The following is a 25,679-nucleotide window of genomic DNA, read 5'->3' as shown; positions in this document are numbered from 1 at the left end:
GCACCCGATGACGCGCAATCTCTTGGGAGCGAATAGGGGCACAGAATGCTACTTGAATTTGATTCCGTCCAAAAGTCTTTCCCTAGCAGTGATGGACCGGTGCCGATTTTAAGGGGTGTCACTTTTGGGTTGGCCAGGGGCCAAACGATGGCCTTAACGGGGGATTCCGGAAGCGGCAAAAGCACACTTTTGCACATCGCAGGTGGATTAGAACCGTCTGATTCTGGTGCGGTGCGCGTATCCGGTCACACTCTGACACACCTTAATGATGCAGCGCTCGCCGCTTTGCGTCGAACAGAGATCGCGTTGGTTTTTCAGCAATTTAATCTGATCCCCTCCCTTACCGTTGCTGCAAATATTGCGTTTCAGGCACGGCTGTCAGGTCGCGAGGACCAGGCTCATATTGACCATCTCGTTGCGGCTTTGGGTCTAGCGGACCAATTGAAAAATTACCCAGAGACACTGTCTGGCGGGCAGCAGCAGCGGGTCGCCATCGCTCGCGCCCTTGCCGCCAAGCCCAAGCTGTTGTTGGCGGATGAACCTACCGGAAACCTCGACGAAACAACTGCTGCGGATGTTTTGGAGCAGATGATGCAACTGGTGGCGGACACCGGTGCGGCGTTGCTGATTGTTACCCATTCCCCAAGAATTGCGGAGCGCATGGACCTTGAAATGCATTTGCGCGGCGGTCATCTGGCGTGATCCGAACCTGCTTGGCTGCATTGCTGTCGCATTGGCGTCGCAACCCGATCCAGCTATTTGCCTATATCACGGGCCTTGCGCTGGCGACGGCGCTGTGGTCCGGCGTGCAGGCGATCAACTCCGAGGCCCGTGCGAGTTATGATGCTGCTGCCTCCACGCTTGAAGACGGCCTGTTTGACCTGTTGCTCCCACGGCAAGACGAAGCGATCCCACAGGCTGTTTTTGTCTCGCTCAGGCGGTCTGGATGGCTTGTTTCTCCTGTGATTGAGGGGCGATTGGACGATGTGCGAATTTTGGGTATTGATCCAGTAACCTCTCCTCTGAGCTTTGGGGCAACTAACGGGACGGATGGGCCGCGCGCACTTGAGTTTATGCGCATAGGAGGTCTGTTTGCTGACGCAGAAACCGCGCGGAGCCTAGAAGGGGTGGTCGAGGTTTCGGTCGACGCGAATATCCCAACCGGCATCGCCGTCGGAGATGTTGGGGTTGTGCAAAGGCTGCTAGGGCGCACCGATCTGACGCGCCTTATCCTGCTGCCAGATCAACCAATCACGCAACCTCAACTGAGTCTTGTAGCGCCTGACTTGCGTCTTCAACCCGCTCAGCAAGGAACCGACATCGGTCAGTTGACCGATAGTTTCCATATGAACCTAACGGCCTTCGGTCTGCTCAGTTTTGCTGTTGGGTTATTCATCGTCCACAGCACAATTGGGCTGGCCTTTGAACAACGACGCGGCATGATCCGGACCTTGCGGTCACTGGGAATGCCGCTGCGAACGCTTGTTACGCTGATCACGGTAGAGATGCTGACTTTAGCCACACTCGGGGCTGCCTTGGGGATTGCGCTGGGTTACTTCATCGCGGCGATGTTGCTGCCGGATGTGGCCGCCACACTGCGCGGGCTTTATGGCGCGGAAATCTCCGGTACGCTTGAGTTGCGCGCGGAATGGTGGATGTCTGGCCTCCTGATCACTGTCCTAGGAACGGCGATGTCCTTGGCGGGCCGAATCTGGCAAATCTCAAAAATGCCGCTTTTGGCAAGTGTGAAACCAAGGGCGTGGGCGATGGCCTCCGCATCGCGGTTTCGTCTTCAGATCGTAAGCGCGGTGGTCTTACTTTTGTCAGCATTGCTCCTTGCGATTTTTTCGACGAGCCTCGTTGCAGGCTTTGTTCTACTAGGTTGCCTTCTCATTGGTTCGGCACTCGCTCTGCCGGTGCTGCTGGAACGGATCATAACATTGTTCGAAAACCTGACACATTCACCAGTGTGGAGTTGGTTCTGGGCCGACACGCGGCAACAGCTGCCCGGGTTGAGCCTTGCTTTAATGGCGCTGTTATTGGCGGCTTCTGCCAATATTGGCGTCTCGACAATGGTGTCGAGCTTCCGGTTGACCTTTGTCGCCTTTTTAGATCAACGGCTTGCACCAGAGCTGTTTATTCAAACAGATAGCGCCGATCAAAGTGCCGAATTGGAGGCGTTCTTGTTGCGAAAAGTGACCGAAGTTCTGCCGCTCCTCTCGACAAACATTCAGATTACGGGGCAGCCTGTGCGCTTGTTTGGCGTGCGGGTCGGTCCGACTTATCGCGAAAACTGGGCTTTTTTGGATGCCGCGCCCACCCCTTGGAATATGGTCAAAGCCGGTGAGGCCGTTGTCGTCAACGAGCAGTTAGCACGCCGCTCCGATCTGTGGGTTGGAGACATGGTGCAGATTGCGTCGGATTTTAACCTGCCCATTGCGGCGGTTGTTGGGGACTATGGAAATCCAAGAGGGCAGGTTGTTATGTCCGAGACCGTATTTCAAACGATGTACCCAGATATCCTAGCGTCGCAATTTGGGGTGCGGACCCAAGACGCCGCGGGTCTGCGCCAAGAGATCGTGCAAAATTTTGACATCCCCAACAGCGCGATCACCGATCAGGAAGCGATCAAGGCTCAGGCACTGCAAGTGTTTGAGCGGACCTTTACCGTGACGGCCGCTCTGAACGCTCTGACACTTGGCGTGGCAAGTTTTGCTATACTGATGAGCCTTCTGACACTTGCCGATATGCGTGTGCCTCAACTGGCGCCCGTCTGGGCTATGGGCCTTACGCGCCGAAGCTTGGGCCAGTTGGAACTGTTACGCATCGTTCTCCTTGCGGCGCTAGTGTTTCTATGCGCATTGCCGCTTGGTTTGGCGCTGGCATGGGTGCTACTCACAATCATCAATGTTGAGGCCTTTGGCTGGCAATTGCCGCTCTACCTTTTCCCGCAGGAATACGCGCGGCTGGGGGTTTATGCTTTGATAGCCGCGCTCTTGGCGGCAACTTGGCCTGCGCTGCGTCTGATGCGAATTGCACCGTCCTCCCTGTTGAAAGTTTTTGCAAATGAACGTTAAGTTGCTGGTTTTTATATGCTTATGGCCGATGAGCGTGATGGCGCAGGGTTTTTTGGGCCTAGGCGCGGATGCCGAAGGGTTTGCGATTCCGCAACCTGATCCGAGCTTCTCTTTTCCCACGGAACACGGTCCGCACCCAGACTACCGTATCGAATGGTGGTACCTGACTGCAAACCTAACGGGACCGGACGGAACGCCTTATGGTCTGCAATGGACGTTATTTCGGTCTGCCCTTTCACCCGGTGATACGAACGACTGGCAGTCGCCCCAGATTTGGTTTGCCCATGCGGCCATCACGACCCCCGACCAACATTTTGCCACCGAACGCTTTGCCCGTGGCGGGATCGGCCAAGCAGGTGTGCAGGCAAATCCTTTTCATGCTTGGATTGATGAGTGGGCGCTGCTGGGTCCGGATTTCAACAGGATGACACTTACCGCAAACGGCCCAGATTTTGGCTACGCAATGTCGCTTAATGCAGAAGGACCTTTGGTCTTCCACGGCGACGACGGGTACTCCGTAAAGTCCGCCGAGGGGCAGGCAAGTTATTACTATTCCCAGCCGTTCTTTAATATCGAAGGGGTATTGACGCTGCCGTCTGGCGATGTGCCTGTCACAGGTACCGCATGGTTGGATCGGGAATGGTCATCCCAACCTCTGTCTGACACCCAAATAGGGTGGGACTGGTTTTCGCTCTCCTTTGAGGAAGGGTCAAAGCTCATGGGGTTTCAATTGCGACAAACTGACGGGTCGTTCTATTCATCCTCGACATGGATCGCACCCGACGGGGCAAGCACGTCCTATTCCGACGGCTCGTTTACTGCGGAACCACTCGCCGAAAGTAGAGTCGAAGGTCGAAAACTACCAACCCGTTGGCGTGTCACATTGCCAGAAGAAGGCGTCGATGTGAGCGTCGCTGCCCTAAACCCAAATGCGTGGATGGGCCTGTCGATCCCATATTGGGAAGGTCCAGTCACGGTAGTCGGCAGCCATGAAGGACGGGGATATCTGGAGATGACAGGCTATGATTGATCCGGGCATTGTCAGAGGAAATTCGCTTGGCGGTAATGCTGCACGTTCGATTTCCGCTTTCACTGCGTAATGTGGAAGACCTACTGCATGAGCGCGGTATTGATATTCGCCATGAAACTGTCCGTTTTTGGTGGAACCGGTTTGGCCCGGTGTTTGCTGCTGAAATCCGGAGGAGACGGGTTCAGTAACTTCGTGCTCATTCGAATTGGCAATGGCATTTGGACGAAGTGTTCGTAAAAATCAACGGTGAAACCCATTACCTCTGGCGGGCCGTTGACCACGAAGGTGAAGTGCTTGAAAGCTATGTCACCAAGCGCCGGGATCGCAAGGCCACATTGAAATTCCTCAGCTTTACCATGAAACGTCATGGTAAAGCTGAGGTGCTAGTTACCGATTAACTTAGCTCATACGGCGCCGCGATGAAGGAGATTGGTAACGCGGCGAAACAGGAAACTGGTCGTTGGAAAAATAAACGCGCCGAGAACTCGCACTTGCCGTTTCGACGACGGGAGTGGGCAATGATCCGCTTCAGGCGCATGAGAACCTTGCAGAAATTCGTTGCCGTCCACGCTTCCATCCACAACCTTTTTAACCAGGACCGAAGCCTCTCCCAACGCGATCACTTTACGGCCAGCCGCACCGCCGCACTGAATGAGTGGCGCGGCCTTTTTGCGGCATAAATGGGCAGGGCCACTGGCCTAGCTGAGACGAGTTCAAATTTGTCGGACAGCAACTCACTGAGGCGATTTCGGAATCGTCGGACAGCGCCAAAATTTATTCAATGGAGCAACAAGTCAGACGCTGAGATATCTAGGCAACGTCATTGGAATGGATTTTGCGGGATTGGTCGGCCACTGTACGATTGTGTCCCATCTGTTCAAAGAAGAAAGAGTGCGCTTATGGTAAACTCAGAAAACAGCAATTCATTCTTTGCTGCCTTCCAACGTCCGGCATGGATTGTCATGATGGTGGCCCAAATGTTGTTGGGGCTCGCATTGTTCCTCACATTGATCTTGAAGTTTTACATGCTCGTTGTCGGGGTGGATGGCTGTCTTGAAGGAAGCACATCCACGGGAAATTTGATCCGCTGTACAGGGACATTAGAAATCGTCGCTAATTTTATCTTTGCTATGGCCGGATTTAGATTCGCAGAATTTATGTTCCAAGAACGACCGCGAGCGATGTTAGGGCCATTGATGGTGGCTGTTTCTGGGGTGTTTGTTATGCTCATGTCCGGCCTGACGTATCAGGTTGCCACATGGTCCGTTGCTGCGACTATTCTTACGCTTATGCTGGCCATTTCGGCGATTATTGCGGCGCAGGTTTACCTGCGTTCCAACAATCACCGGTCCTAATCTTCAGATAAAAAGACGTTTGGTTACACCGGCGCACTTGTCGTGATCAGGGAATGGCTGTGAATGAGTCACGGTAAATTCCATTCCCCAAGCGCCCGTGTTGGTGGTTTGGGGGTTATAACTAGATGGGAGGAACGACACATGAAAAAAACACTTTTAGGATCATTGTCCATGCTGGCGCTTGTCAGTACGGGGGCAACGGGTGTCATGGCAGAAACGCTGAAAATTGGTGCTCTGGCAACGCTGGAAGGCACGTATACCCAACTCGGTGAAGATGGTATCCGCGGAATCACAACCGCTTTGACAGCGGCAGGAAACATGGCTGGCGGTCGCGACGTTGAGGTCATCACGATTTCCACCGATGGCTCACCTGACAGTGCGTTGCGTGCGGCGCGCAAATTGGTTGAGCAAGATGGCGTGGACATAATCCTTGGCCCCCTCTCCGGCTCTGAAGGAATTGCTCTACGGGATTATTCAAAAACCCAGCCTGGAACGACATTTATCAACGGTATTTCTGGTGCACAGGAAACCACCTATGTCACACCGTCAGAAAACTTCTTTCGTTTCAATTCGGATGGCGCGCAATGGTCTGTTGGCCTAGGCAACTATGTGTACAACGAAAAGGGCTACAAAAAAGTCGCAACGATTGGTGAGGACTATTCTTTTATCTACACACAGGTTTTCGGCTTTGCGGTTGAGTACTGTAGCGCAGGTGGAGAAATCACAGAGCGCTTCTGGGTGCCCCTTGGTACAAAAGACTTCGGCTCGATCATCGCGGCATTGCCTGATGATGTAGACGCGATCTATCTTGGACTTGGCGGCGGCGACGCTGTAAACTTCCTCAACCAATACCAACAGGCAGGTGGTGAAGCCAACCTGATTGGTGGTTCGATCATGGTTGACGGTACTGTGTTAAACTCAGAAGGCTCCGCGAAAGACGCTCTGATTGGCGTTCCCTCGTCGGGCATGATGGCGGACACGTCAACCGATCCGCGTTGGACCAGCTTTGTTGATCTGTACCAAGGCACGTTTGCCGAGGGCGACCGCTTCCCATCACCGTCCTTGTTTGCCCTTGGATACTACAACGCGTCGTCGGCCATGTTGCAGTGCATGGATGCCGTTGGGGGCGATCTTTCCGATGGCCACGCGGCGTTCCGCAGCTGTTTGAGCAATCTGACATTGGAAGCGCCAAATGGCGACATCACGCTTGACGAAAACCGCCAAGCCGTTGGCTCCAACTTCGTTGTTGAAGTGGTCGAGCAAGCCGACGGTAGCCTCGCAACTGAAGTTGTGTCGGTTGTTGAAGGTGTGAACCAAACTCTTGGCCTTGACGCCGAAGCCTTTGCGGCAATCGGTCTTCCAGGACGCGACACACCGGTTTGTAAGGCGACTTACTAATCTAAAAATGGTCCGGACGGCATCGCTCGTCCGGACCCCCATTTCCACGTATTCATTGGACATCGCCTCGACATGACGCTCATCACTTACCCGACTCGCGTCCATTTTGCCGATGATGTCTTGCAGGAAGCACTTCACTCCGAATTGGAACGTTCAGGGTGCAAAGCCCCGCTTTTGGTTTCAGAAGCCTCGCTTTTGGAATCGGAATTCGCCGACAGGATATTGTCGGGCCTACCTGTTTCCTCTCGACCTCAGCAATTGACCTTTTCGCACCATAGCGATTTGCGCCAAGCAGCGAAAACGGCGATTGAACAACCCTACATTCCAGACGTTATCATCGCATTCGGATCTGCGCGGGCGATCGAAGTTGGCCGAAAATGCCGGTACAAATTGATGCAAGCTCATGGCAAACGGCCGCTGCTTTTTGCAGTGCCTGGAGTGGACGGGCTTCCCGGGCCCTGTACTCGAAACCTCGAAACATGGCGTTCTGGCCTGCCGTCGGTGCTGATTTGTGATCCGACAGTCGCTTTGGGTGCCGAGACTGTTCAACTTTGGCGATCTATTATTCTAAGCCTTGTTCGTTGTATCGAATCCTATTTGGCTGTTGCCTATAATCCAACAGCCGACGGGATGGCTTTGGACGCCCTTATACGATGCGTTTCTAACTTTCCTAAAATAGATAAAAATCAAGAGCTTAACCTTTTGCGCGAGTTGATGGCGGCAAGCCTGAACGCGGCGCTGTCGCAAGAAAAGGGGGTCGGCCCGACCCTGACCTTGGCGGCGGCGCTTGCCGACCCGCGTGCGGGAATTGAGGAGCCCGAGTTGGCGCATGCCATTTTCCCAAGTGCGATCAAATTTGCGTCTCTAAACGGAGAAAAGGTTGAGACCCTGTTGAAGTTGATGGGCGCGCCAGATCAAAGTCTTGAGGTTGCCTTGACACGTTTGATGGCGCCTGTGCCCTTTTCCAAAAACCTGTCTGACCTTGGAGTTGCTCCAGAGAGGCACTGTCAGAGGAAATTCTCTTGAGGCTGGCAGGGCAAGCAACTAGCGTTCGCCCATGACAAAACGCTCCCCTTTCCGCTACTTCAAAACGAGTCCTGAAATCATCCGTCTTGCAGTGATGCTCTACGTTCGGTTCCCATTGTCGCTTAGGAATGTTGAAGATCTTCTGCATGAACGAGGCATCGATGTCAGCCACGAAACCGTCCGTTTCTGGTGGAACCGATTTGGCCCAATGTTTGCAGCTGAGATCCGTAGAACGCGGGTTAGTCGGATACGATGTTACTCGAATTGGCAATGGCACCTTGACGAAGTTTTTGTGAAGATAAACGGCGAACTGCACTATCTATGGCGTGCCGTGGATCACGAGGGTGAAGTGTTGGAATCCTACGTTACGAAGCGCCGGGATCGCAAGGCCGCATTGAAATTTCTTAAGAAAACAATGAAACGTCATGGTAAAGCCGAGGTATTAGTTACCGACAAACTTCGCTCATACGGCGCCGCGATGAAGGTAGTTGGTAACGTGGCGAAACAGGAAACGGGTCGTTGGAAAAACAATCGCGCTGAAAATTCGCACTTGCCGTTTCGACGACGAGAGAGTGCCATGATCCGCTTTAGGCGCATGCGAACCTTGCAGAAATTTGTTTCCGTCCATGCATCCGTTTTTAACCACTTCAATCAGGAGCGCAGCCTTTCCCAAAGAGGTCATTTCAAGATGAACCGCACTGCTGCTCTGGCTGAGTGGCGCGGTCTTTGCGCGGCATAAAGGGCAGTCTCACTGGCCTAGCTGAGACGAGTTCGAATTCGTCTGACACCACCATGATGTATGTCCGGATTCCTCTGTCGCTCCGGAATGTGGAGGATTTTCTGCATGAACGCGGCATCGCCATCAGCCACGAGTCAGTCCGTTTCTGGTGGAACCGCTTTGGCCCAGTGTTTGCTGCGGAAATCCGTAGGAGACGGGTGGACCGAATGCGTTCGGGGACACATTGGCAATGGCACATGGATGAAGTGTTCGTGAAAATAAATGGGGAGCAGCACTACCTTTGGCGCGCGGTCGATCACGAAGGGGAAGTTCTCGAAAGCTTCGTTACAAAGCGCCGCGATCGCAAAGCTGCATTGAAATTCCTCAGGAAAACGATGAAACGGCATGGCAACCCGCATATCTTCGTGACCGACAAACTGCGACCCTACGGTGCGGCGATGAAGGTCATCGGCAGCGCCGACAAACAGGAAACTGGCCGCTGGCTCAACAATCGTGCCGAGAATTCACATCAGCCATTCCGACGAAGAGAACGGGCAATGATCCGCTTCAGGCGCATGCGAACCTTGCAGAAATTCGTTGCTGTCCACGCTTCCATTCACAACCATTTCAATCAAGACCGAAGCCTCTCCCAACGCGATCACTTCAAGGCCAACCGCACTGCCGCACTCGCCGAGTGGCGCGGCCTTTGTGCGGCATAAAAGGGCAGGGGTACTGGCCTAGCTGAGACGAGTTCGATTAAGTCTGACACCACCGTTTTCAACCATTTCAATCAGGAGCGCAGCCTTTCCCAAAGAGATCATTTCAAGAACAACCGCACTGCTGCTCTGGCTGAGTGGCGCGGTCTTTGCGCGGCATAAAGGGCAGTCACACTGGCCTAGCTGAGACGAGTTCGAATTTGTCAGACAGCACCGATTGTGATACTTTTCTTGCAAGATCCAAAGAAATCAATGCATCTAGCGCAAGCCTGAAACGTGGATCACGCGCGGCATGGCGCTTCAGTACATTCACATTCCACTCCAGCACAGTGCTCTCTCGGGACAATACTGCAGTGCCCGAGGCCGAGTTTCCTGTCAAAAAAGAAACTTCCCCGATGAATGAGTTTTGCGGAATCGAAAAACTTCCGTTTCTTTTTTCGATATGAGCCTCACCATCAAGGATGTAGTAAAGCGTGGCGACCTTTGTGCCAGCAGTGGTTAGCTCGAATCCAGCCGGCCTAACGACCCGGCTTGTCGCACGCATCAGTTTTCTGAAATCTCCAGGGGGCAGATTGTTGAAGTGGAGATAAATGTCTCGGAATTCCTTGGGGATTGCCCTAGCAGAGCGTCTGTACATCAAACCCAGCAGCCCCAAAGTATTTGCAGTCCCTGTCGCGACACTTGCCCAGATTGCAGGCCAAAGCGGCGTGCTATCGACGATTGCATAATACCAAATGTAGAGGACAGTTCCGATAAGTAGCATCGTCCGCAAGACCACCTGATTGATGACCAAATATCCAAAGACGAACATTCCAGCCGCTGCAAAGACCAGATAGTCAGTTAAGAGCAAGTCTTCCATTATACATCCGCAACTGTTGATTTTTCATTACATCATTAGCCAGATGAAAGGCATATCTCAATGCAAACACTCAAAAAACCTCGCGGGATGAACTTTCTGAATACGAAATTTCAGTATAGTTGGCGCTTTTCCCTTTATCTTCAATCCCTTTAACCCTCATAGTTCAAGCCTGAAAAAAAAGCAGAGGACTGGTCTCGCCCAACTGTGCAGAAAGGAAACTATGGATCAATTCGCACATCTGAACTGGATAGAAGCAGTCGGTTGGTTGGCATCGTTTCTTACTGTGGCTAGTTACTCTGTCGGTACAATGTTGCCGCTACGCATACTGGCGATTTCCTCATCAATTTGCTTCGCGCTGTATTCATTTTCGCTTCAGCTATGGCCACTTTTGGCAATGGAGTTGATCTTGCTTCCGATCAATATTTATCGGTTCTGGCAGGTTCTTTCGTTACGTGTGAAGGTGAACTACAAAAGCGAAAAGAGCCAGTTCGATTTCTCTGTTATTAAGGCATATGGAAAGCAGCTGCACTTTACCAAAGGGGAGACTGTGTTCAGGAAAGGTGATGGAACCGATTACCTCTACTTCATTGAAACGGGGAGGATTTCCATTGTGGAGTTAGGAGTAGAAATGGTGGCAGGTGATATTTTCGGAGAGATAGCATTCTTCACGGATGCAGCCACACGAACCGCAACTGCAAGCTGTATCGAACAAGCTGAGGTTTACGCTTTAACTGAAAAGCAGCTTATGCGGTTGCAGTTCGAAGACCCGCGCTTTGGCATGGCGGTCATGCGGACCATTACGCAGCGTTTACTAAATTCCGCCCGCAAATTGCCCATTAAATCGGAATATTCCGACCAAGCAGTTTCTTAGTTGCATAACTGCCACTGAAAAGAGTTCCCCAATCCTAATGTGAGTATCGAACGATGTCATTTCAAACTGTCGAACTCATCGGTTTTGCGGCCTCGGCGCTAGTATTCTTGACATTCTGTATGCAGACCCTCCTATCACTTCGGTTGATTGCCGCAGCTTCAAACGTCCTTTTTATAATCTATGCTGGAGTCGCAGGGTTGACCCCCATTCTTGTTTTGCACGGATTACTATTTCCGATAAACATTTGGCGCCTACAGCAGCAGTTAATGCTACGGCGCAGGATAGCCAGTACGTTCAGCCATCCCCCCGAAATAAACATACTGATGCCGTTCATGACGTTTGAGAAATTTGAGGCCGGGTCCCAAATATTCAGCAAAGGCGATCTAGCGGACCGACTTTATGTCATAATCGACGGCGAAGTCAGAGTTGAAGGCGTTGAGCAAACGATCAAAACAGGCGAGATATTCGGCGAAATCGGCCTGTTTTCGGGCGAAGGACTTCGCACTGGAACTGTGAGCGCAGTCGGGCAAGTTGAAACATCATGGATCAACCGGACGACAGTCATGAAGGTTTTTGAAGACCACCCAGACTTTGCGTTGGCGCTCACCATGCTTATTACGTCGCGCCTAATTGAAAATCAGACAACTCTACACAACCAGCTAAAATTGAATGACAACATAAAAATTCCATCTGTCTCATGAGGGCGCGGGCAAGACATCTGTAATACCTGTCCCCTCAAATTTATTGCTTTATCAGGTGACCTGCCTGAACCGTCATTTCAACGCCCTTGAGATCGAAACTTTGCAGGTCAACGGCTTCGTTCTGTCGGCCAGCCGCATTGAGCGCCGCTTCGCTGATCAAAACCTCGCCAGCCTGTGCGGCATCGGAAAGTCGTGCGGCAACGTTCACATCATAGCCGAACGCGCTAATTTCTTGCAGGTCATTGCCAACCGATGCAACAGTGCCCAGATAGGCGCGTCCTGAGTGCAAGGCGATCCCCACGGGCACGCTCTCGCCCTTAAAGGTCGCATTCTTCAATGTCTCGGTCATTTTAAAAGCGCCTTCGACTGCCTTCTTCACATAATCCTCACCGCTAAAACCAGGAGGCCAAACGCCAATTATTGAATCGCCTTGAAACTGCAGTACAAATCCCTCTGAACGCCAAAGAACCGGAATGATTGTTTCGCGCATAAAAACGATCAATTCTTTAAATTCTTTGGGGGACATGCGAGAGGAAATCTCGACCGAGCCGCGCAAATCACAGAACATGATCGCCAGATCAACCTCTGCACCGCCCGGGAACGCCTTCAAAAATCCATCGCATGCGTTACAGAATAGCGGATTTCGCGACGATGCCTCTAGGCCCATTCGTTTGGTAATCCAGCCACCAAAACCGTTCAATGGCGCGTAACACATCTTGCATCGCGTTCGGCCCGGCAACATGGAATAGCGCCTTTGCTTTTTCGCTAGGACCGGATGTCCGATTTGAAAAACTTGATGCCAAAGCTCTTCGTTTCCTTCTTCACGGGCGAATTCGTCCAACTGTGGAATTGTGCTCATTTTTTAGGATCCTTTGGTGATGCACTCATAATGAGCGACGGTTCTTCAAGCACTCCTGGGCTGTTACAGACTGCGGTCGCAGCCAAGAATGTAGGTCCGGCTTTGACTTTTCGAACTGGCCCCATGCCGCGGTAAAGTACCGAGATTGCCTCCCCTTCCTTAAAGGGCACGTCTTTAGGAATTGTTCGATTTCCGGTTTTTGGATCGCAAAGACGTAGATCAGGGGCCGACACCACAATACCCGCCTCAAGAAGCGGCTTGTCCAACCATAGCGGCGCTTCTGCCAAGCTCATAATGTGATCATAGTCTGGGCCAAACATTGGCACCTCAAACTTGCCAGAGCTCAACGATGCGGTTTGCAAGTTGGTCATATGTGCTTCATCCCCTTCTCCCCAGAGTAGGTAGGTCGCATAGTCGGGTTGCTTAAGATGATGGGAAAACGGGCGATAAGTCACAATGCGCTCAACACGCACATCAATGTCCGCGATAATTGGTTTTAAGCGTTTTTTGTCCCATGGGAAAAAGTGCGGGTCTGCTTCTTCTTCGTCTGTGAAGGCTGGAAGCCCCTGAAAGATGTTCGCTTTGAATGTCGGGCGGCGGCCGGATGGAATCTCTGGGATCATAAACTGGGCAGAATCCGCGTCATCATTGCAAAGGACAAATGTATCAAGCGGATACATCTCGCGCGCCTCATTGTATGTTGATTTGGCCTCGGGCGGCAGTTCGAGTTTGATAACGAGCTGATACTTGTGCTCTTCGTGATGATATTGGGTCATATGAACCCCAAAAACGTCCTTATCGCCAACCAAAATCAAAGCATGTTGATGAGGGTGGTTTGTGACGAAATTTGATGGCCTCGTTGTTGTCATATTATCCATGTGCGGCATCCTTTCAGAGCATATTTGGGGTGAAAGCGCTAGACTGGGTCCGACAGGCCGTACTTGCGCCGTAAATCTGCTGCTAATTTTTTGGCTTTGTCCTTCAGGGTCTTGGCAAGCATCGGAGTGAGATCACCGTCAGCGGTGGATGTCATGAAGGGGTTTTGCTGGGTCGACGTCAGAAATTTGATATCCATTCCGGGAACCGGATCAACGCCACAACGCGTCGCAAAGTGATCTACGAAATCTTGCCCGTAGGTGCTTGGTCCAAACTGGGAGGATGTCACAAACAGCGGTGCTTTGGGAACGTTATCCCCCCCGAACTCTTGCACCGACAGTTCGTTGAAAAGCGCAGCATTTAGCTCGTTCATCAAACCAAGGTCGCGGTTGATACCCTCAGCGGTTTTGAAATTGATAGTATACGCGCAAATTGTCTGATCCGAACCGAGGCGGGTGAACAATTCCATCATCTCCGAGTCGTGGAAAAGCTTCTCAATCAAGGCATCATTTTTCAATGGGACAATTTGCCGGGCAATATAGTCGCATTGTTGCGCAACCTCATAACTGTTGCCGCCATCACGCTCTGCTGGAAGCCTTTGAAATGGCGTCAGCGTAACATCGTCATCCGAGGCGAATTCAGCCAAGAGCGCACAATAGAAACGCTTTGAATTGAACATACATTTTGCCAGTAATCGCCCATAGCCCGATTTATCGGCTGGAATGACTGCATGTGAAAGATAGACAGCGGCGGCGACTGCACCTGGTTTTGAACCTTCAATTCCATAGACGCCGACGCTTGGAACTGTCCCGCCGTGAAATACAACAGGGGCGGTAAAAGCGACAACGTCTCGCATCGCGCCATTGCGATAAACGAGTGATCCCACAGCATAAGGGATGAAACCGGCCTTATGCGGATCGACCGTGATCGTATCGCATCGCGCGAAGGCTTCATATTGTTTGGTTACATAGCTCCCCATCATAATCCCGGGCGACATCCCAAGGTCGTGGGCAAAAAATGGATCGTCTAATTCGGGCCGCTCCTGCGCACCGCGATGCCCTTCCTGAACGCCAAGGTGCCGCGACATAAGTCGCGCCTCCTCATCGCTACCTTCGAGACCTCGAGACGCGATATCAATCTCAAGTTTGGAAGGACGCAACATGGATGCAAAGTAGCCACCCCAAGCCGCATCTGCATGAAGCGAGAACTCAAGTCCCAATTGCCGGTATTCGTCACGAATATCAGCAATATCAGCGAGTGGATCCACCGCGCTTTCTTCAGTTGTTCCCATGACTGCAACAACTTGAAGAACGGGCCGTTTCTCAGCAAGGCAACGGTCAAGGTGGCGCCGCAAATCGACCGTGTCCATCCGACCATCAAGATCCACACGAACAGGCAGCACGCTGGCCCGACCAAGCCCAACAAGCGATGCGCCCTTAGGCCACGAATAATGCGCCGTTGCAGGCGCAAAAATAACCGGAGCAGGTACGTCTGGCAAATAGAGGCGCGAAAAATCAATCATGCCGAGATCAGCGATTGTCCGCCCCGCTAAGCTGGCTGCAAGCGCATTGGCATCTATACCAGCCGAAGCGGTCACGCGTACCAACAAGCCAATTGCTTCATCAATCGGCAGGTTAAGAAGCTCCCAGCTCGTCAAATCAATCAAAGTTTTGCGTTTGCCGTCGAGCGTCAGAACCGTGACGTTACGCCCGTCCGAAAGCGCTGGATCGTGTCGGATGGCATCAACCAACGCCAGAGGCAAATATTTGAGGTTGCGCACGGCCCAGATTGATTCCGAATTAGCGACCGAACCGTCGCAGGTCAGATGCCCCCAAGGTCGCGGCAAATCGCTCTCGGTTTCAGGGTCTCTGTAGCCCAACATGCGGCAAATATCGTCACAGACGGCCATCTCAAGCAGCGTTGTGACCGGAGAGGCCTCCGTCGCGACGTTGTTCTGATTATAGAGCAATCCTGCCATATATCCAACGAGCGACGGAAGCGTGGTGTCCCAGTACATGTGGGACTGATTGCGATAGCTGGAAAGCGGAATGGAGGATCGCAGATGTGCCAAGACTTCGGAAAGTCTCTCCTCCATTAAGTCTGTCGATCGCCGGTAAGCAGGGTTTTCATCACTGAAAACGGCAAGGGGCGCCATATGTGGGTCTTCGGGTTGATACGTTCGGCGCGCCTCGAGATTAGCTTTGATTGCCTGGTCTAACAATTTGCGAAATACCGCTTCGTTTTCGCCTTTCGGGCCCAAGAACCAAGCTGCCGGGGTGCCGACTGATACTGGCTTGTTTAGGCTGAGCTTGTCGGGATGACGCCGACGAAAGGCATCTATTGACTGGTGCAAGTTTTTGCTACGATGTTGGTTCGTCAAATGTGCATCTCCTTGGGCATGTGTTATTTTGTCAAATATTGCTCTGGGTAAATACGATCACCTTGTTGCGTCGGAGTCATAATTATGAATCCGCGGCTCGCGTAAGGGTTCAGCAGGCACAAACCCAAGAAATGTTCCGTAGAAAGACAGCTCCTTTTCAACCGAGTCGACAATCGAAGATGCCCGACCGAACCCGTGCCCCTCACCATCATAAAACTCAAATGCGTGCGGCAACTTTCGTGCGTTCAACTCGTCAATCAGAACATGTGCCTGTTGCGGTGGAACAACCGGATCTTCGGTGCCTTGGAAAAGAATAATGGGGCAATCGATCTGTCCCACGTGGAATAGCGGCGAGCGCGCGCGGAAAAGCTTTGAGGCCATAGGGTAGGGGCCCAGTAATAATTCTGCGTAGCGCGCCTCAAGTTTGTCTGTGACCTTTGCGATCATCTCAAGATTTGAAATACCATAATAGCTGGCTGCCGCTCCCAGTTGATCCGTAAATGTCGCGAGTGCCAGAGTGGTAAAACCGCCAGATGATCCTCCGCGCGACACAACCCTGTAAGGATCAACATGGCCGCCCTGAACAAGGGCTTTCACCGCGCCTACACAGTCCTCGACGTCGACCTTCCCCCAAGCGCCATACATAGCCCGTCTAAAGGCTCTGCCAAATCCTGTGCTTCCCCGATAATTAACATCCACCACTGCGAACCCGCGCGAAGTGAAGAATGGGATTGTCATGTCAAGCCCAGCACTTGCAGGCGCTGTGGGCCCTCCGTGAATAAGGATCATCAGCGGAGGCTTTTCTCCTTCGGGGGCTTTGAAATTGGGGTTCTTGGGCGCATAGTAAAAGGCATGGGCCTGCGCTTCGCCATCTGGACCGCTGGGAAATGTGATCGTCTGCGGTTCTGCGATACAGGCGCGCACTTCGTCTTTTATCGGCGGCGCTGTGGGTCGGATTAGCTCGATTGCGTTGGTCTCTAGATCCATCCGATAGATCGCGGAGGGCTTGGTAAATGACCCTGCAAGAAATACGGCATATCCATTGGACACATACAAATGCTGGATCGAAGAAAACTCAGTTTCGATCGCGTTTACAGCGCCGGATGCCACGTCCACGCTGACAAGCGACCAAGTACCGTTTCGTGTGACACATGCGATAATTCTGTCCGGTGACGCGAACCCAAACGAGGTCCCTCCCAACCTCCATGCAGGCGCCGCATATTCTCCTGTTTCGCGGGTTACAGGTTTAAGGGTATCCCCTTCGACTTTACAAATGTTTGCCCAATAATCCCCGTCAATTTTCACACGGTCTGATATGACATATAGATGTCCATCGAGCGACCAAACCGGATTTACGATCGCTTCGTCAGAAAAACGCATAAGATCGGCAAGGACGGGGTTTGACAGTTGGTCGATATGTTCTGCTGGCGCACCAGCAATCATGCGGGGATCGCGGGGGGCTCCAGATGGATCAATTTGAGTGACCCAAAGCTGCGTTCCCTCCCATGGCATGGAAGGGTAATTCCAAGTGATCCAGCAAAGCTGCGTACCATCCGGTGAAAGTCTGGGGCTGGAATAAAAGTCGCCCCCTTGCGCGATAATCCTCGGCGGCCGCTCCCCTGCTAGATCCAATGCAACGAGTGATTGCGTGGGCTGCCCGTTTGTAATTACGCTTGTCTCTTCCATTACAGCGTAGACTACGCCATGCGCAGGATCGAGTTCGAAGTCCGCGTATGTTGCTGCGACAGGGGGTGTAATAGGTTTGGGAAGCTTGCCCCCAACGCACAGATGAACCCGTTGATCACGTGTTTTGGGAAAAGCATCGGCCTGATATTGAGTGAAGGCCAACACCCCGTCCTTTACACCAAGCGCCCCACCTCCATATGAGTTGACAGTCGTACGGGCGCTAAACCAACGCGAGGTTGCGTCCTCAACACCTGTGGTGGGCGTCCAGCGCATTATGGCACTACGGCCCGCTTCGTCTGGCCTGCTCTCGACCCAAAAGATCGCATCACCGTCTAGGCAAATCTTTTCAACTTTCCGGGTGCCCTCAGCAAGTGATGCAGGGGCGAGCGGCGACAACCACTCACCATATCCGCGTATCTCAACTTGTTCTATAAAATCCGCCATTTAGCCCCCTGATGACAACATACTAGAGTGGAAGATGAACCCACGGCAACTTTTTTGTCGGCTCTTAGGGAAAGAAGCAGCAATGAGGCACTGTCAGAAGAAACTGACTTGAACATGGTAGGACGGTTTCGTAGCGTTTGCGGATGACAAAATCTTCGCCATTTCGCTACTTCAAGACGTCTCCTGAAACCATCCGCCTGGCAGTTATGATGTATGCTCGGGTCCCGCTGTCGCTCCGCAATGTGGAGGATTGGCGGTGTCAGAGGAAACAAGGGGGTAGTGTCAGATTAAATTCGCTTGAGACGGGCAGGGCGCTGATCTAGCATCTACGGATGGCAAAACGCTCCCCATTTCGCTATTTCAAGACCAGCCCAGAAATCATTCGCCTGGCGGTGATGATGTACGTCCGGTTTCCTCTTTCACTGCGCAATGTAGAGGATCTTTTGCACGAGAGAGGCGTCGATGTTAGCTACGAAACTGTCCGGTTTTGGTGGAACCGCTTTGGCCCAATCTTCGCTTCGGAAATCCGTCGTAAACGGATTCAACAACTGCGGGCGTATTCGAACTGGCAATGGCATCTGGATGAAATGTTCGTAAAAATCAACGGTGAACGTCACTATTTATGGCGCGCGGTTGATCACGAAGGTGAGGTGCTTGAAAGCTATGTCACTAAGCGCCGTGATCGCAAAGCGGCATTGAAATTCCTCAGAAAAGTGATGAAGCGCTTTGGTCCACCACATGTCATCGTGACCGATCGCCTTCGGTCTTACGGCGCGGCGATGAAAGAAATTGGCAATGCGCAGAGACAGGATTTCGGGCGCTGGAAAAACAATCGAGCGGAGAATTCTCATCTACCGTTTCGACGACGAGAACGCGCCATGCACCGCTTTCGCCGAATGGGAAGTTTACAGAAATTTGTCTCCGTCCACGCATCTGTTTTCAACCACTTGAATCAGGATCGCAGCCTTTCCCAAAGAGTTCATTTTAAGCGCTCACGAACCGCCGCTCTTGCCGAGTGGCGCGGCCTTTGCGCGGCATAAAGGACAGCACTACTGGCCTAGTAGAGACGAGTTCGAATTAGTCTGACACCACCCGCTGGAGCGCTTTGTTGCGCTGACCTCAACGAACCCTGCCAAACTCTGTGGTCTCTATCCTCAGAAAGGCGCACTTGTAATCGTTCAGACGCCGACATCACTCTTTGGGATCCGACCAAAACAGCTGTTATTTCGCAGGACAATCTGCATCACGGTTGCGACTACGCACCTTATGAGGGGATGCGTATTACGGGATGGCCCACACGCACAATTCTGCGGGGAGAGACCATCGTACTGAACGGCGGTATCGTCGCGAAGATGGGGGTTGGCACCTATCAAACCCGTGGCACAAGCGCAGCATTGGATATACTTGGCGGCGACTGATTTGAGGCGGGTTCGCGCAATTAAGGGCGGTGATAATGGCCTAGCAGAGATGCGTTCGGCCTTCGCCTGACTGAACATCTCATGGTGTTAGAACATCCCGCAATTTTTTCATTTGTTTGGGGCTTTCGCGCAGGTCGAGCGCAGAATGAAGATCAACTAAATGGCTTCGCATTAGCTCTTCGGCCCGCGTGGCTTCATGATCTTGGATCGATTGAACCAAGGCATTGTGAGCGTGGCTCTCGCACAACGCACTTTGTCGCCGCCAATAAAGCGCAATGATGAGCGACGATCTTGCAATCAGAGTTTCAACGAAACCGGCAATGGTCGCCTGACCAGCAATCCGTGCAATTTCAATATGGAATTGGCCAGATAGGTAAAGTGCGCGGCCAATGTCTCCGGCATCCAGGGCTGCATGCTCCTCTGTGATGTGCTTTTTTAATTTTGCGACATCTGCTCGAGTTGCGTTCAGGGCGGCAGAACTCGCGGTCCGAGGCTCTAACAATTCCCGCGCTTCAAATATTTCGCGGGCTTCTCGCAAGCTCGGCTTTGCAACATGTGCACCACGGTTACGTTGAATTTCAACAAGCTGGATATGCGCTAAATATTGTAATGCTGAGCGCACCACAGTCCGAGAAACGTTGTAAATCTCCCCAATCTCATCTTCCCCAAGTTTTGTTCCTGGAGCGAGACGGTGCTCATGAATTGCGAGGGCAAGCGCCTTTGCAACGCGATCACTAGAACTTCTTTTTTCTGGAGCCGCTGAGGTTGTCTTTGAGGTCGGTAGCATAGTTTGTTTCCTTCAATTCAACTCATGGCAGACCTCCAGGCTGTAGACAAGAGAATCACACATTGAATGCGAAGTGGATTGTTATTGTATACAAACTTAATTCAAGTTGTGTTCATAAAATGGGCGCATATCAGATAAACTGACCAAATATCGGGCAAAGTGGACCGCCTCGGTCTTTTGGCGTGCGGGTACGTTTGATTTCACCTGCGACTCAGTCTTCAAATAAGTCAACGCAACGGGGGAATTATGAATAAGCCTGTCCTAGATCTCGAGTTGATATCGGTTACCAAACGTTACGGTCCAACTGTGGCTGTTGATGCGATCAGCCATCATTTTAAACCTTCCAGTTACACATGCCTTCTTGGTCCGTCCGGTTGTGGGAAATCCTCGACTCTTCGTATGATCGCTGGACATGAGAGTATAAGTGAAGGCTCAATTTTGCTTGCAGGGCGCGATATTTCGCGCTTGCCGCCAGCCAAACGCGGCACAGCTATGATGTTCCAGAGCTACGCTCTTTTTCCTCATTTGAGTGTCGTGGATAATGTCGCTTTTAGTCTAAAAATGAAGGGCGTCGACCTTAAGGAACGTCGCACAAAAGCCGGTGAGATGCTTGAGTTAGTTGATCTCAGTGTGCTTAGTGATCGACTTCCTGATCAGCTTTCTGGTGGCCAGCAACAGCGCGTCGCCCTAGCGCGGGCTTTGATCACTCGGCCTCAGGCTTTGCTCCTAGACGAGCCATTGTCGGCACTAGACCCCTTCCTGCGAGTTCGAATGCGCACTGAGTTAAAAAGGCTCCAAAAAGAACTTGGGATTAGCTTTGTTCATGTCACCCACGGCCAAGATGAAGCACTGGCGTTGGCGGATGAAATCGTCGTGATGAATAACGCCGTTATCGAGCAGGCCGGACCCGCGCGTGAAGTATTTAAAGCCCCAAAAACCAGTTTTGTTGCGCAGTTTATCGGCGGACACAACGTTATCGCACTTCCCGAAGGCCGCTATTCAATTCGCACAGATGAAGTTGCGGTAACAACGGCCGAAAAGGGGACTCTATCTGCCAATGTGATGGCGGTTGAGTATCAAGGTACCCACGTGTCTATCATGGCAAAAATTGCTGGAGATCAAGAAGTTACAGCTCTTGTGGCCGAGGGTGATTTCTTCGAGAACCCGCAAAATCCCGGCGATCAAATTGGTCTGACATGGGACAAAAACAACCTACATAAATTGACAGCTTAACACAGTATTTTTATCGACTAGGAGAGCAATATGACAAACTTCACGAAACGATCCGGCCTGAGCCGCCGTACCCTGCTAAAGGGCGCCGCCTCAACAGCAATTGCCGCGGGTGCCGCAACAATGGGCGCACCTATGGTTTGGGCTCAAAACATCAAAGACGTCACAATACGTCAGTTTGGTACAGGGGTTTCCAACCTCAATGAAGTGGCCACAAAGGTCAAAGAAGACCTCGGCTTCACTCTTGAAATGACAGCTCTTGATACGGACAGCGTAACTCAACGCGCCGCGACGCAGCCCAACAGCTTTGACATTGCAGATATCGAGTATTTCATCTGTAAAAAGGTCTGGGCTGCCGGCAATTTGCAGGCCATGGACACGTCAAAACTTGCGAATTACGACAAGATCGTTGGCACGTTCCGCTCGGGTAAGTTGACACCCGAAAGCGTGATCGCCCAAGGAACCGCGCCGCATACCGTTGGCTTTACCTCCGGCCAAAACGGTACCGATTTTGTGCAAGAAGAATCCGGTTGGATGACTTTGATCCCTACTATTTACAATGCCGACACACTTGGCATCCGCCCAGATTTGATCAATCGTCCAATCAATAATTGGTCTGAGTTGCTCAACCCTGAATTCAAGGGCAAGGCGTCCATCCTCGACATCTCCTCCATCGGTATTATGGATATGGCGATGGTTGTGGAATCCATGGGTGAATATACATACCCCGACAAAGGCAACATGACCAAAGAAGAGATCGACCTTACTTTCGCTATCTTCACGGAAGCCAAGAAAAACGGCCAGTTCCGCGCCTTTTGGAAATCGTTTGACGAGAGTGTAAATCTAATGGCGTCTGGCGAGGTCGTTATTCAATCCATGTGGTCTCCGGCGATCACAGCCGTAAAATCCAAGGGCATTGATTGCGTTTATCAACCGCTCGAAGAAGGCTACCGCAGCTGGGGCGGTGGTTTGGGGATTTCTGCAGCACTTTCTGGCTTGGAGTTGGAAGCAGCTTACGAATACATCAACTGGTACCTCTCTGGTTGGGTTGGCGGCTTCTTGATGCGCCAAGGTTACTACTCCGCTGTTCCTGAAACCTCCAAGCAATTTATGTCTGAAAATGAGTGGGGCTATTGGTTCGAAGGTAAAAAATCTACCGACATCATTACATCGCCATTCGGAGACACATTGGCTGATGCAGGCGCCACACGTGATGGCGGATCGTTCACAGAACGGATGGGTGCCGTGGCTTGTTGGAACTCCGTAATGGACGAAAACCAATACATGGTGCGCAAATGGAATGAGTTCATCGCGGCCTAGAATAACTGGGTTGCGCGGTAATTTCGTTGCGCAACCCATCTCTGCGAAATTTGGAAAATTATGTTAAAATTACGCGAAAGCAAGGCCTTAACGGGATGGCTCATGGTGTCTCCCTTGGTGCTCATCTTGCTGGTATTTCTTGTGGCTCCGATTATCATGATCGCCATCGTTAGCTTTTGGCGCGCAACCGAATTCTCAATTATTCCAGCTTTTGACTTCGAAAATTATGAGTTCCTATTTGGATCGTCCGTCACATATCGCGTATTCTTCAACACCTTTAAATACGCGCTGATTACCTGGATTTTCACATTCAGTATTGGATTTACAGTCGCCTACTATCTGGCTTTCCACATTCGAACGCTTACGTGGCAAATCGCCTTGTTTTTAATATGCACAATTCCATTCTGGACCAGCAATATTATTCGGATGATAAGTTGGATTCCATTTCTCGGGCGAAATGGAATCGCAAACTCGGCACTCATGTCTTGGGGTGTGATTGATGAGCCAGTCGATTGGTTATTGTTTAGCGACTTTGCCGTGATCCTCGCCTTTATCCACCTCTATACCCTGTTCATGGTCGTGCCAATTTTCAATACGATGATGCGCATAGATAAGTCTTTGATCGAGGCGGCGAGGGACGGAGGCGCAAATGGTGCGCAGATCCTTTGGAACGTCATCCTCCCTCTGACCAAGCCTGGTATTATGATCGGCACGATCTTCGTTGTGACCCTAGTCATGGGAGATTTCATCACAGTCCGGTTTATGTCCGGTAGCCAGTCGGCCAACGTCGGCCGTCTGATTTCAAACGATATTTCGCTTCTGCAATATCCATCCGCATCGGCAACCGCAATTGTTCTGCTGCTCACCGTTCTCATAGTGATTGGCATAATGTTGCGCTTTGTCGACATCAGAAAGGAGCTCTAAATGGAACCGCGTTCCCGCTCTTTCTACGTGTTGACCGCGTTTTTTATACTGTTTCTCGCGTTCCTTTACGGCCCAACAATGACCATAGGAATTTTGTCCTTTCAGGGTAAAGGCGGTGGTCTCACTTTTCCAATGCGCGGGGTTTCACTTTATTGGTTTCGAGATCTTTTTGAGCAACAATCCGTCGGTGATATCTGGGGTAGTTTTCGCCGCAGTATAGCCCTTGGGATGATGGTTATGGTGACAACTGTGGTTGTTTCGGTGATGGGAGGACTGGCGTTTCGCAAGCGCTTCCCCGGGTCGTCTATTCTCTTCTACCTCATCATTACATCCCTCGTGATCCCGTCTATCCTTATTTCGCTTGGGGTCGGGTTGCTGTTTTCTCAATCCGGCTTAACGGTGCATTGGGCGACGTCTGGATTTGGATCGCAGCTCACGTGGACCTTGCCGTTTGGACTGCTGATCATGTTCGCAGTCTTCAATCGCTTTGATAAGAGTTATGAGGAAGCCGCGCGCGATCTGGGCGCAACCCCGTGGCAAACGATCCAACACGTGGTGCTACCGATTATCGCGCCGTCTTTGATCGGCGTGGCTCTCTTTGGCTTCACGCTAAGTTATGATGAGTTCGCGCGGACTTTGCTTACCGCAGGGAGCTACAACACTTTGCCGTTGGAAATTTACGGGATGACAACGAATGTCACCTCCCCAGTTCTCTATGCGCTTGGCACGTTAACAACCGTGTTTTCGCTCGCCATCATTGGAGTGTTCCTTGGTCTTGCGCTCCTTGGTAAGCGGAGGCGCGCAAAAGTAGGAACCGACGCGGGTAAGGGAATGGTATGATCGTTATTATCAACCCAAACAGCACTGAAACCATGACCGACGCGATGGTGGATATAGCGCGTTCCGCAACTCCAGACGTGGCAATTGAAGGCTGGACGTCGCATGACGGACCTCCCGCTATTCAAGGCCCGAAAGACGGGGAAGACAGCATTCCTCCCTTGTTAAAACTCGTGCGTTTGGCAGCGGCAAAGGGCGCGCAAGCAATTATCATCGGTTGTTTTGATGATACCGGCCTCTCTCAAGCGCGCAAAATTGCTGCCTGTCCGGTCATTGGCATTGGTCAAGCCGCGTATCACCTTGCCGCCCTTGCGGGGGAGCGGTTTTCTGTTGTCACAACTCTAGATGTGTCGGTGCCGGTGCTTGAAAGCAATATACAAAGTTATGGCCTCACGGGGCACCTTGCAAAAGTGCGCGCCAGTGGTGTCCCTGTGCTCGATTTGGAAACCGACCCTGAGACGGCCAACCCAAAGGTTATTGCTGAAATTAACCGCGCCGTGAGCGAAGACCGTGTTCAAAGCGTGGTTCTTGGATGTGCGGGAATGGTGGGAATCCCTGCGATTTTTGGTGAAGATAGCCCAGTCCGATTGGTGGATGGAGTCGTCGCTGCAACAAAAATAGCGCGTATACTCATTTAGTCGAGAAGACGATTTACCCGAATAGAGGCATATTCAAATTTATCCGGCAGCACCGTTGCGGGGGTAAAGCCCTTGGTGCCCTAAATTTCAAAAGGAGGACGACATGGATATTAAAGTTGATGTAATAGCTGCTGCCAAAACCATCGTGGAAAACTACCTTGAGCGCTCGATGATACCCGATCCCAAGGGGGCGGCGGCCTATGTCAGCGATGACTTTCATTTGGTTTTCACGGGAGGGCGTAATTTTTCTGGGCCAGTTGAAAGCACTGCTTTTAATGCCAAACGGTACGCATGGGTTAAAAAGCGGTTCTTGCGTACTGATGCAGCGTTAGATGCGGAGACGGGAGACGTCCACGTCTACAACACGGGGTATCTTTTTGGTGAATGGAAAGACGGAATATCGTTTGAGAACAATCGGTACATGGACAAGTTTGTTGTTCGCGACGGAAAAATTGTGAGCACGAATGTTTGGAATGACAGCGCCGAAATATTGCTGCACAAAGCTGGCCTCGCGGAAGCGGAACTTTAA

The 25,679-nt window shown here is 51.7% G+C and carries 24 protein-coding genes and 1 pseudogene; 19 read left to right on the top strand and 6 right to left on the bottom strand.

Annotation, left to right across the window (positions count from 1 at the left end; genetic code table 11):
• Positions 1–45: 45 nt before the first annotated feature.
• From AB9F27_RS17825 to AB9F27_RS17785, 9 genes and pseudogenes are all read left to right on the top strand, one after another.
• A complete protein-coding gene (locus tag AB9F27_RS17825; RefSeq protein WP_335586609.1) occupies positions 46–702 on the top strand; it encodes an ABC transporter ATP-binding protein in 657 nt (218 codons plus the stop codon).
• On the top strand, positions 699–3,077 hold the full coding sequence (locus tag AB9F27_RS17820) for an FtsX-like permease family protein (RefSeq protein ID WP_335586610.1): 2,379 nt from the start codon (positions 699–701) through the stop codon (positions 3,075–3,077). Before AB9F27_RS17825 ends, AB9F27_RS17820 begins: the two co-directional genes overlap by 4 nt.
• Positions 3,067–4,107, top strand: coding sequence for a lipocalin-like domain-containing protein (locus AB9F27_RS17815; protein ID WP_335586611.1), 1,041 nt, complete (start codon positions 3,067–3,069; stop codon positions 4,105–4,107). The genes AB9F27_RS17820 and AB9F27_RS17815 overlap by 11 nt, the downstream gene beginning before the upstream one ends.
• Positions 4,108–4,142: 35 nt before the next feature.
• Positions 4,143–4,787, top strand: a pseudogene (locus AB9F27_RS17810) (IS6 family transposase).
• Between the two features lie 219 nt (positions 4,788–5,006).
• Positions 5,007–5,462, top strand: a complete 456-nt coding sequence (locus AB9F27_RS17805) for a hypothetical protein (protein WP_369757988.1) — start codon at positions 5,007–5,009, stop codon at positions 5,460–5,462.
• A gap of 141 nt (positions 5,463–5,603) precedes the next feature.
• The gene (locus AB9F27_RS17800) at positions 5,604–6,860 is read left to right on the top strand and encodes an ABC transporter substrate-binding protein (RefSeq protein ID WP_369757987.1); all 1,257 of its coding nucleotides are present in this window, start codon (positions 5,604–5,606) and stop codon (positions 6,858–6,860) included.
• A gap of 72 nt (positions 6,861–6,932) precedes the next feature.
• Positions 6,933–7,886 carry an iron-containing alcohol dehydrogenase gene (locus tag AB9F27_RS17795; protein ID WP_369757986.1) on the top strand — a complete coding sequence of 318 codons (954 nt, stop codon included), beginning with the start codon at positions 6,933–6,935 and terminating at the stop codon, positions 7,884–7,886.
• 31 nt (positions 7,887–7,917) lie between these two features.
• Positions 7,918–8,625, top strand: coding sequence for an IS6 family transposase (locus tag AB9F27_RS17790; protein ID WP_369757985.1), 708 nt, complete (start codon positions 7,918–7,920; stop codon positions 8,623–8,625).
• Between the two features lie 53 nt (positions 8,626–8,678).
• Positions 8,679–9,323, top strand: a complete 645-nt coding sequence (locus tag AB9F27_RS17785) for an IS6 family transposase (RefSeq protein ID WP_369757984.1) — start codon at positions 8,679–8,681, stop codon at positions 9,321–9,323.
• Between the two features lie 166 nt (positions 9,324–9,489).
• Here AB9F27_RS17785 and AB9F27_RS17780 read toward each other — a convergent pair whose 3' ends face one another.
• Positions 9,490–10,179: a cyclic nucleotide-binding domain-containing protein gene (locus tag AB9F27_RS17780; protein WP_335586745.1), complete on the bottom strand. Its 690-nt coding sequence runs from the start codon at positions 10,177–10,179 to the stop codon at positions 9,490–9,492.
• Between the two features lie 220 nt (positions 10,180–10,399).
• On the opposite strand from AB9F27_RS17780, the gene AB9F27_RS17775 reads away from it, so the two are divergent.
• Both AB9F27_RS17775 and AB9F27_RS17770 read left to right on the top strand, forming a co-directional pair.
• A complete protein-coding gene (locus tag AB9F27_RS17775; protein ID WP_335586746.1) occupies positions 10,400–11,050 on the top strand; it encodes a cyclic nucleotide-binding domain-containing protein in 651 nt (216 codons plus the stop codon).
• Positions 11,051–11,103: 53 nt separating this feature from the next.
• The gene (locus AB9F27_RS17770; RefSeq protein WP_369757983.1) at positions 11,104–11,751 is read left to right on the top strand and encodes a cyclic nucleotide-binding domain-containing protein; all 648 of its coding nucleotides are present in this window, start codon (positions 11,104–11,106) and stop codon (positions 11,749–11,751) included.
• A gap of 40 nt (positions 11,752–11,791) precedes the next feature.
• On the opposite strand, the gene AB9F27_RS17765 is transcribed toward AB9F27_RS17770, so the two are convergent.
• From AB9F27_RS17765 to AB9F27_RS17750, 4 genes are all read right to left on the bottom strand, one after another.
• On the bottom strand, positions 11,792–12,610 hold the full coding sequence (locus tag AB9F27_RS17765; protein WP_335586748.1) for an adenylate/guanylate cyclase domain-containing protein: 819 nt from the start codon (positions 12,608–12,610) through the stop codon (positions 11,792–11,794).
• Positions 12,607–13,488, bottom strand: coding sequence for a hypothetical protein (locus tag AB9F27_RS17760; protein WP_335586749.1), 882 nt, complete (start codon positions 13,486–13,488; stop codon positions 12,607–12,609). The genes AB9F27_RS17765 and AB9F27_RS17760 overlap by 4 nt, the downstream gene beginning before the upstream one ends.
• Positions 13,489–13,526: 38 nt before the next feature.
• On the bottom strand, positions 13,527–15,581 hold the full coding sequence (locus AB9F27_RS17755) for a pyridoxal-dependent decarboxylase (RefSeq protein WP_369757982.1): 2,055 nt from the start codon (positions 15,579–15,581) through the stop codon (positions 13,527–13,529).
• A 342-nt stretch (positions 15,582–15,923) separates the two neighbouring features.
• A complete protein-coding gene (locus tag AB9F27_RS17750) occupies positions 15,924–17,996 on the bottom strand; it encodes a prolyl oligopeptidase family serine peptidase (protein ID WP_335586751.1) in 2,073 nt (690 codons plus the stop codon).
• 332 nt (positions 17,997–18,328) lie between these two features.
• Here AB9F27_RS17750 and AB9F27_RS17745 point away from each other — a divergent pair, with 332 nt between their 5' ends.
• Positions 18,329–19,036, top strand: a complete 708-nt coding sequence (locus AB9F27_RS17745) for an IS6 family transposase (RefSeq protein ID WP_335586752.1) — start codon at positions 18,329–18,331, stop codon at positions 19,034–19,036.
• Positions 19,037–19,270: 234 nt separating this feature from the next.
• Complete coding sequence (locus AB9F27_RS17740; protein WP_335586753.1) at positions 19,271–19,414, top strand: hypothetical protein; 144 nt, start codon at positions 19,271–19,273, stop codon at positions 19,412–19,414.
• Positions 19,415–19,493: 79 nt separating this feature from the next.
• Here AB9F27_RS17740 and AB9F27_RS17735 read toward each other — a convergent pair whose 3' ends face one another.
• The gene (locus AB9F27_RS17735) at positions 19,494–20,201 is read right to left on the bottom strand and encodes a GntR family transcriptional regulator (RefSeq protein ID WP_369757981.1); all 708 of its coding nucleotides are present in this window, start codon (positions 20,199–20,201) and stop codon (positions 19,494–19,496) included.
• 246 nt (positions 20,202–20,447) lie between these two features.
• Here AB9F27_RS17735 and AB9F27_RS17730 point away from each other — a divergent pair, with 246 nt between their 5' ends.
• The 6 genes from AB9F27_RS17730 to AB9F27_RS17705 all read left to right on the top strand — a co-directional run bounded on the left by AB9F27_RS17730 (position 20,448) and on the right by AB9F27_RS17705 (position 25,679).
• Positions 20,448–21,434 (top strand): ABC transporter ATP-binding protein, encoded by a 987-nt coding sequence (locus AB9F27_RS17730; protein ID WP_335586755.1) that lies wholly within the window; start codon positions 20,448–20,450, stop codon positions 21,432–21,434.
• Between the two features lie 30 nt (positions 21,435–21,464).
• Positions 21,465–22,751 (top strand): PotD/PotF family extracellular solute-binding protein, encoded by a 1,287-nt coding sequence (locus AB9F27_RS17725; RefSeq protein ID WP_335586756.1) that lies wholly within the window; start codon positions 21,465–21,467, stop codon positions 22,749–22,751.
• Between the two features lie 60 nt (positions 22,752–22,811).
• Complete coding sequence (locus tag AB9F27_RS17720) at positions 22,812–23,675, top strand: ABC transporter permease (protein WP_335586757.1); 864 nt, start codon at positions 22,812–22,814, stop codon at positions 23,673–23,675.
• The gene (locus tag AB9F27_RS17715) at positions 23,676–24,515 is read left to right on the top strand and encodes an ABC transporter permease (protein WP_335586758.1); all 840 of its coding nucleotides are present in this window, start codon (positions 23,676–23,678) and stop codon (positions 24,513–24,515) included.
• Positions 24,512–25,150 carry an aspartate/glutamate racemase family protein gene (locus AB9F27_RS17710; RefSeq protein WP_335586759.1) on the top strand — a complete coding sequence of 213 codons (639 nt, stop codon included), beginning with the start codon at positions 24,512–24,514 and terminating at the stop codon, positions 25,148–25,150. Before AB9F27_RS17715 ends, AB9F27_RS17710 begins: the two co-directional genes overlap by 4 nt.
• Before the next feature lie 103 nt (positions 25,151–25,253).
• A complete protein-coding gene (locus tag AB9F27_RS17705) occupies positions 25,254–25,679 on the top strand; it encodes a nuclear transport factor 2 family protein (RefSeq protein ID WP_335586760.1) in 426 nt (141 codons plus the stop codon).

It is taken from the genome of Falsihalocynthiibacter sp. CO-5D18, assembly GCF_041205445.1.
Classification (GTDB): domain Bacteria; phylum Pseudomonadota; class Alphaproteobacteria; order Rhodobacterales; family Rhodobacteraceae; genus Falsihalocynthiibacter; species Falsihalocynthiibacter arcticus.
The sequence above is the reverse complement of the archived record's forward strand: the minus strand, read 5'-3'. Positions and strand labels throughout refer to the sequence as shown.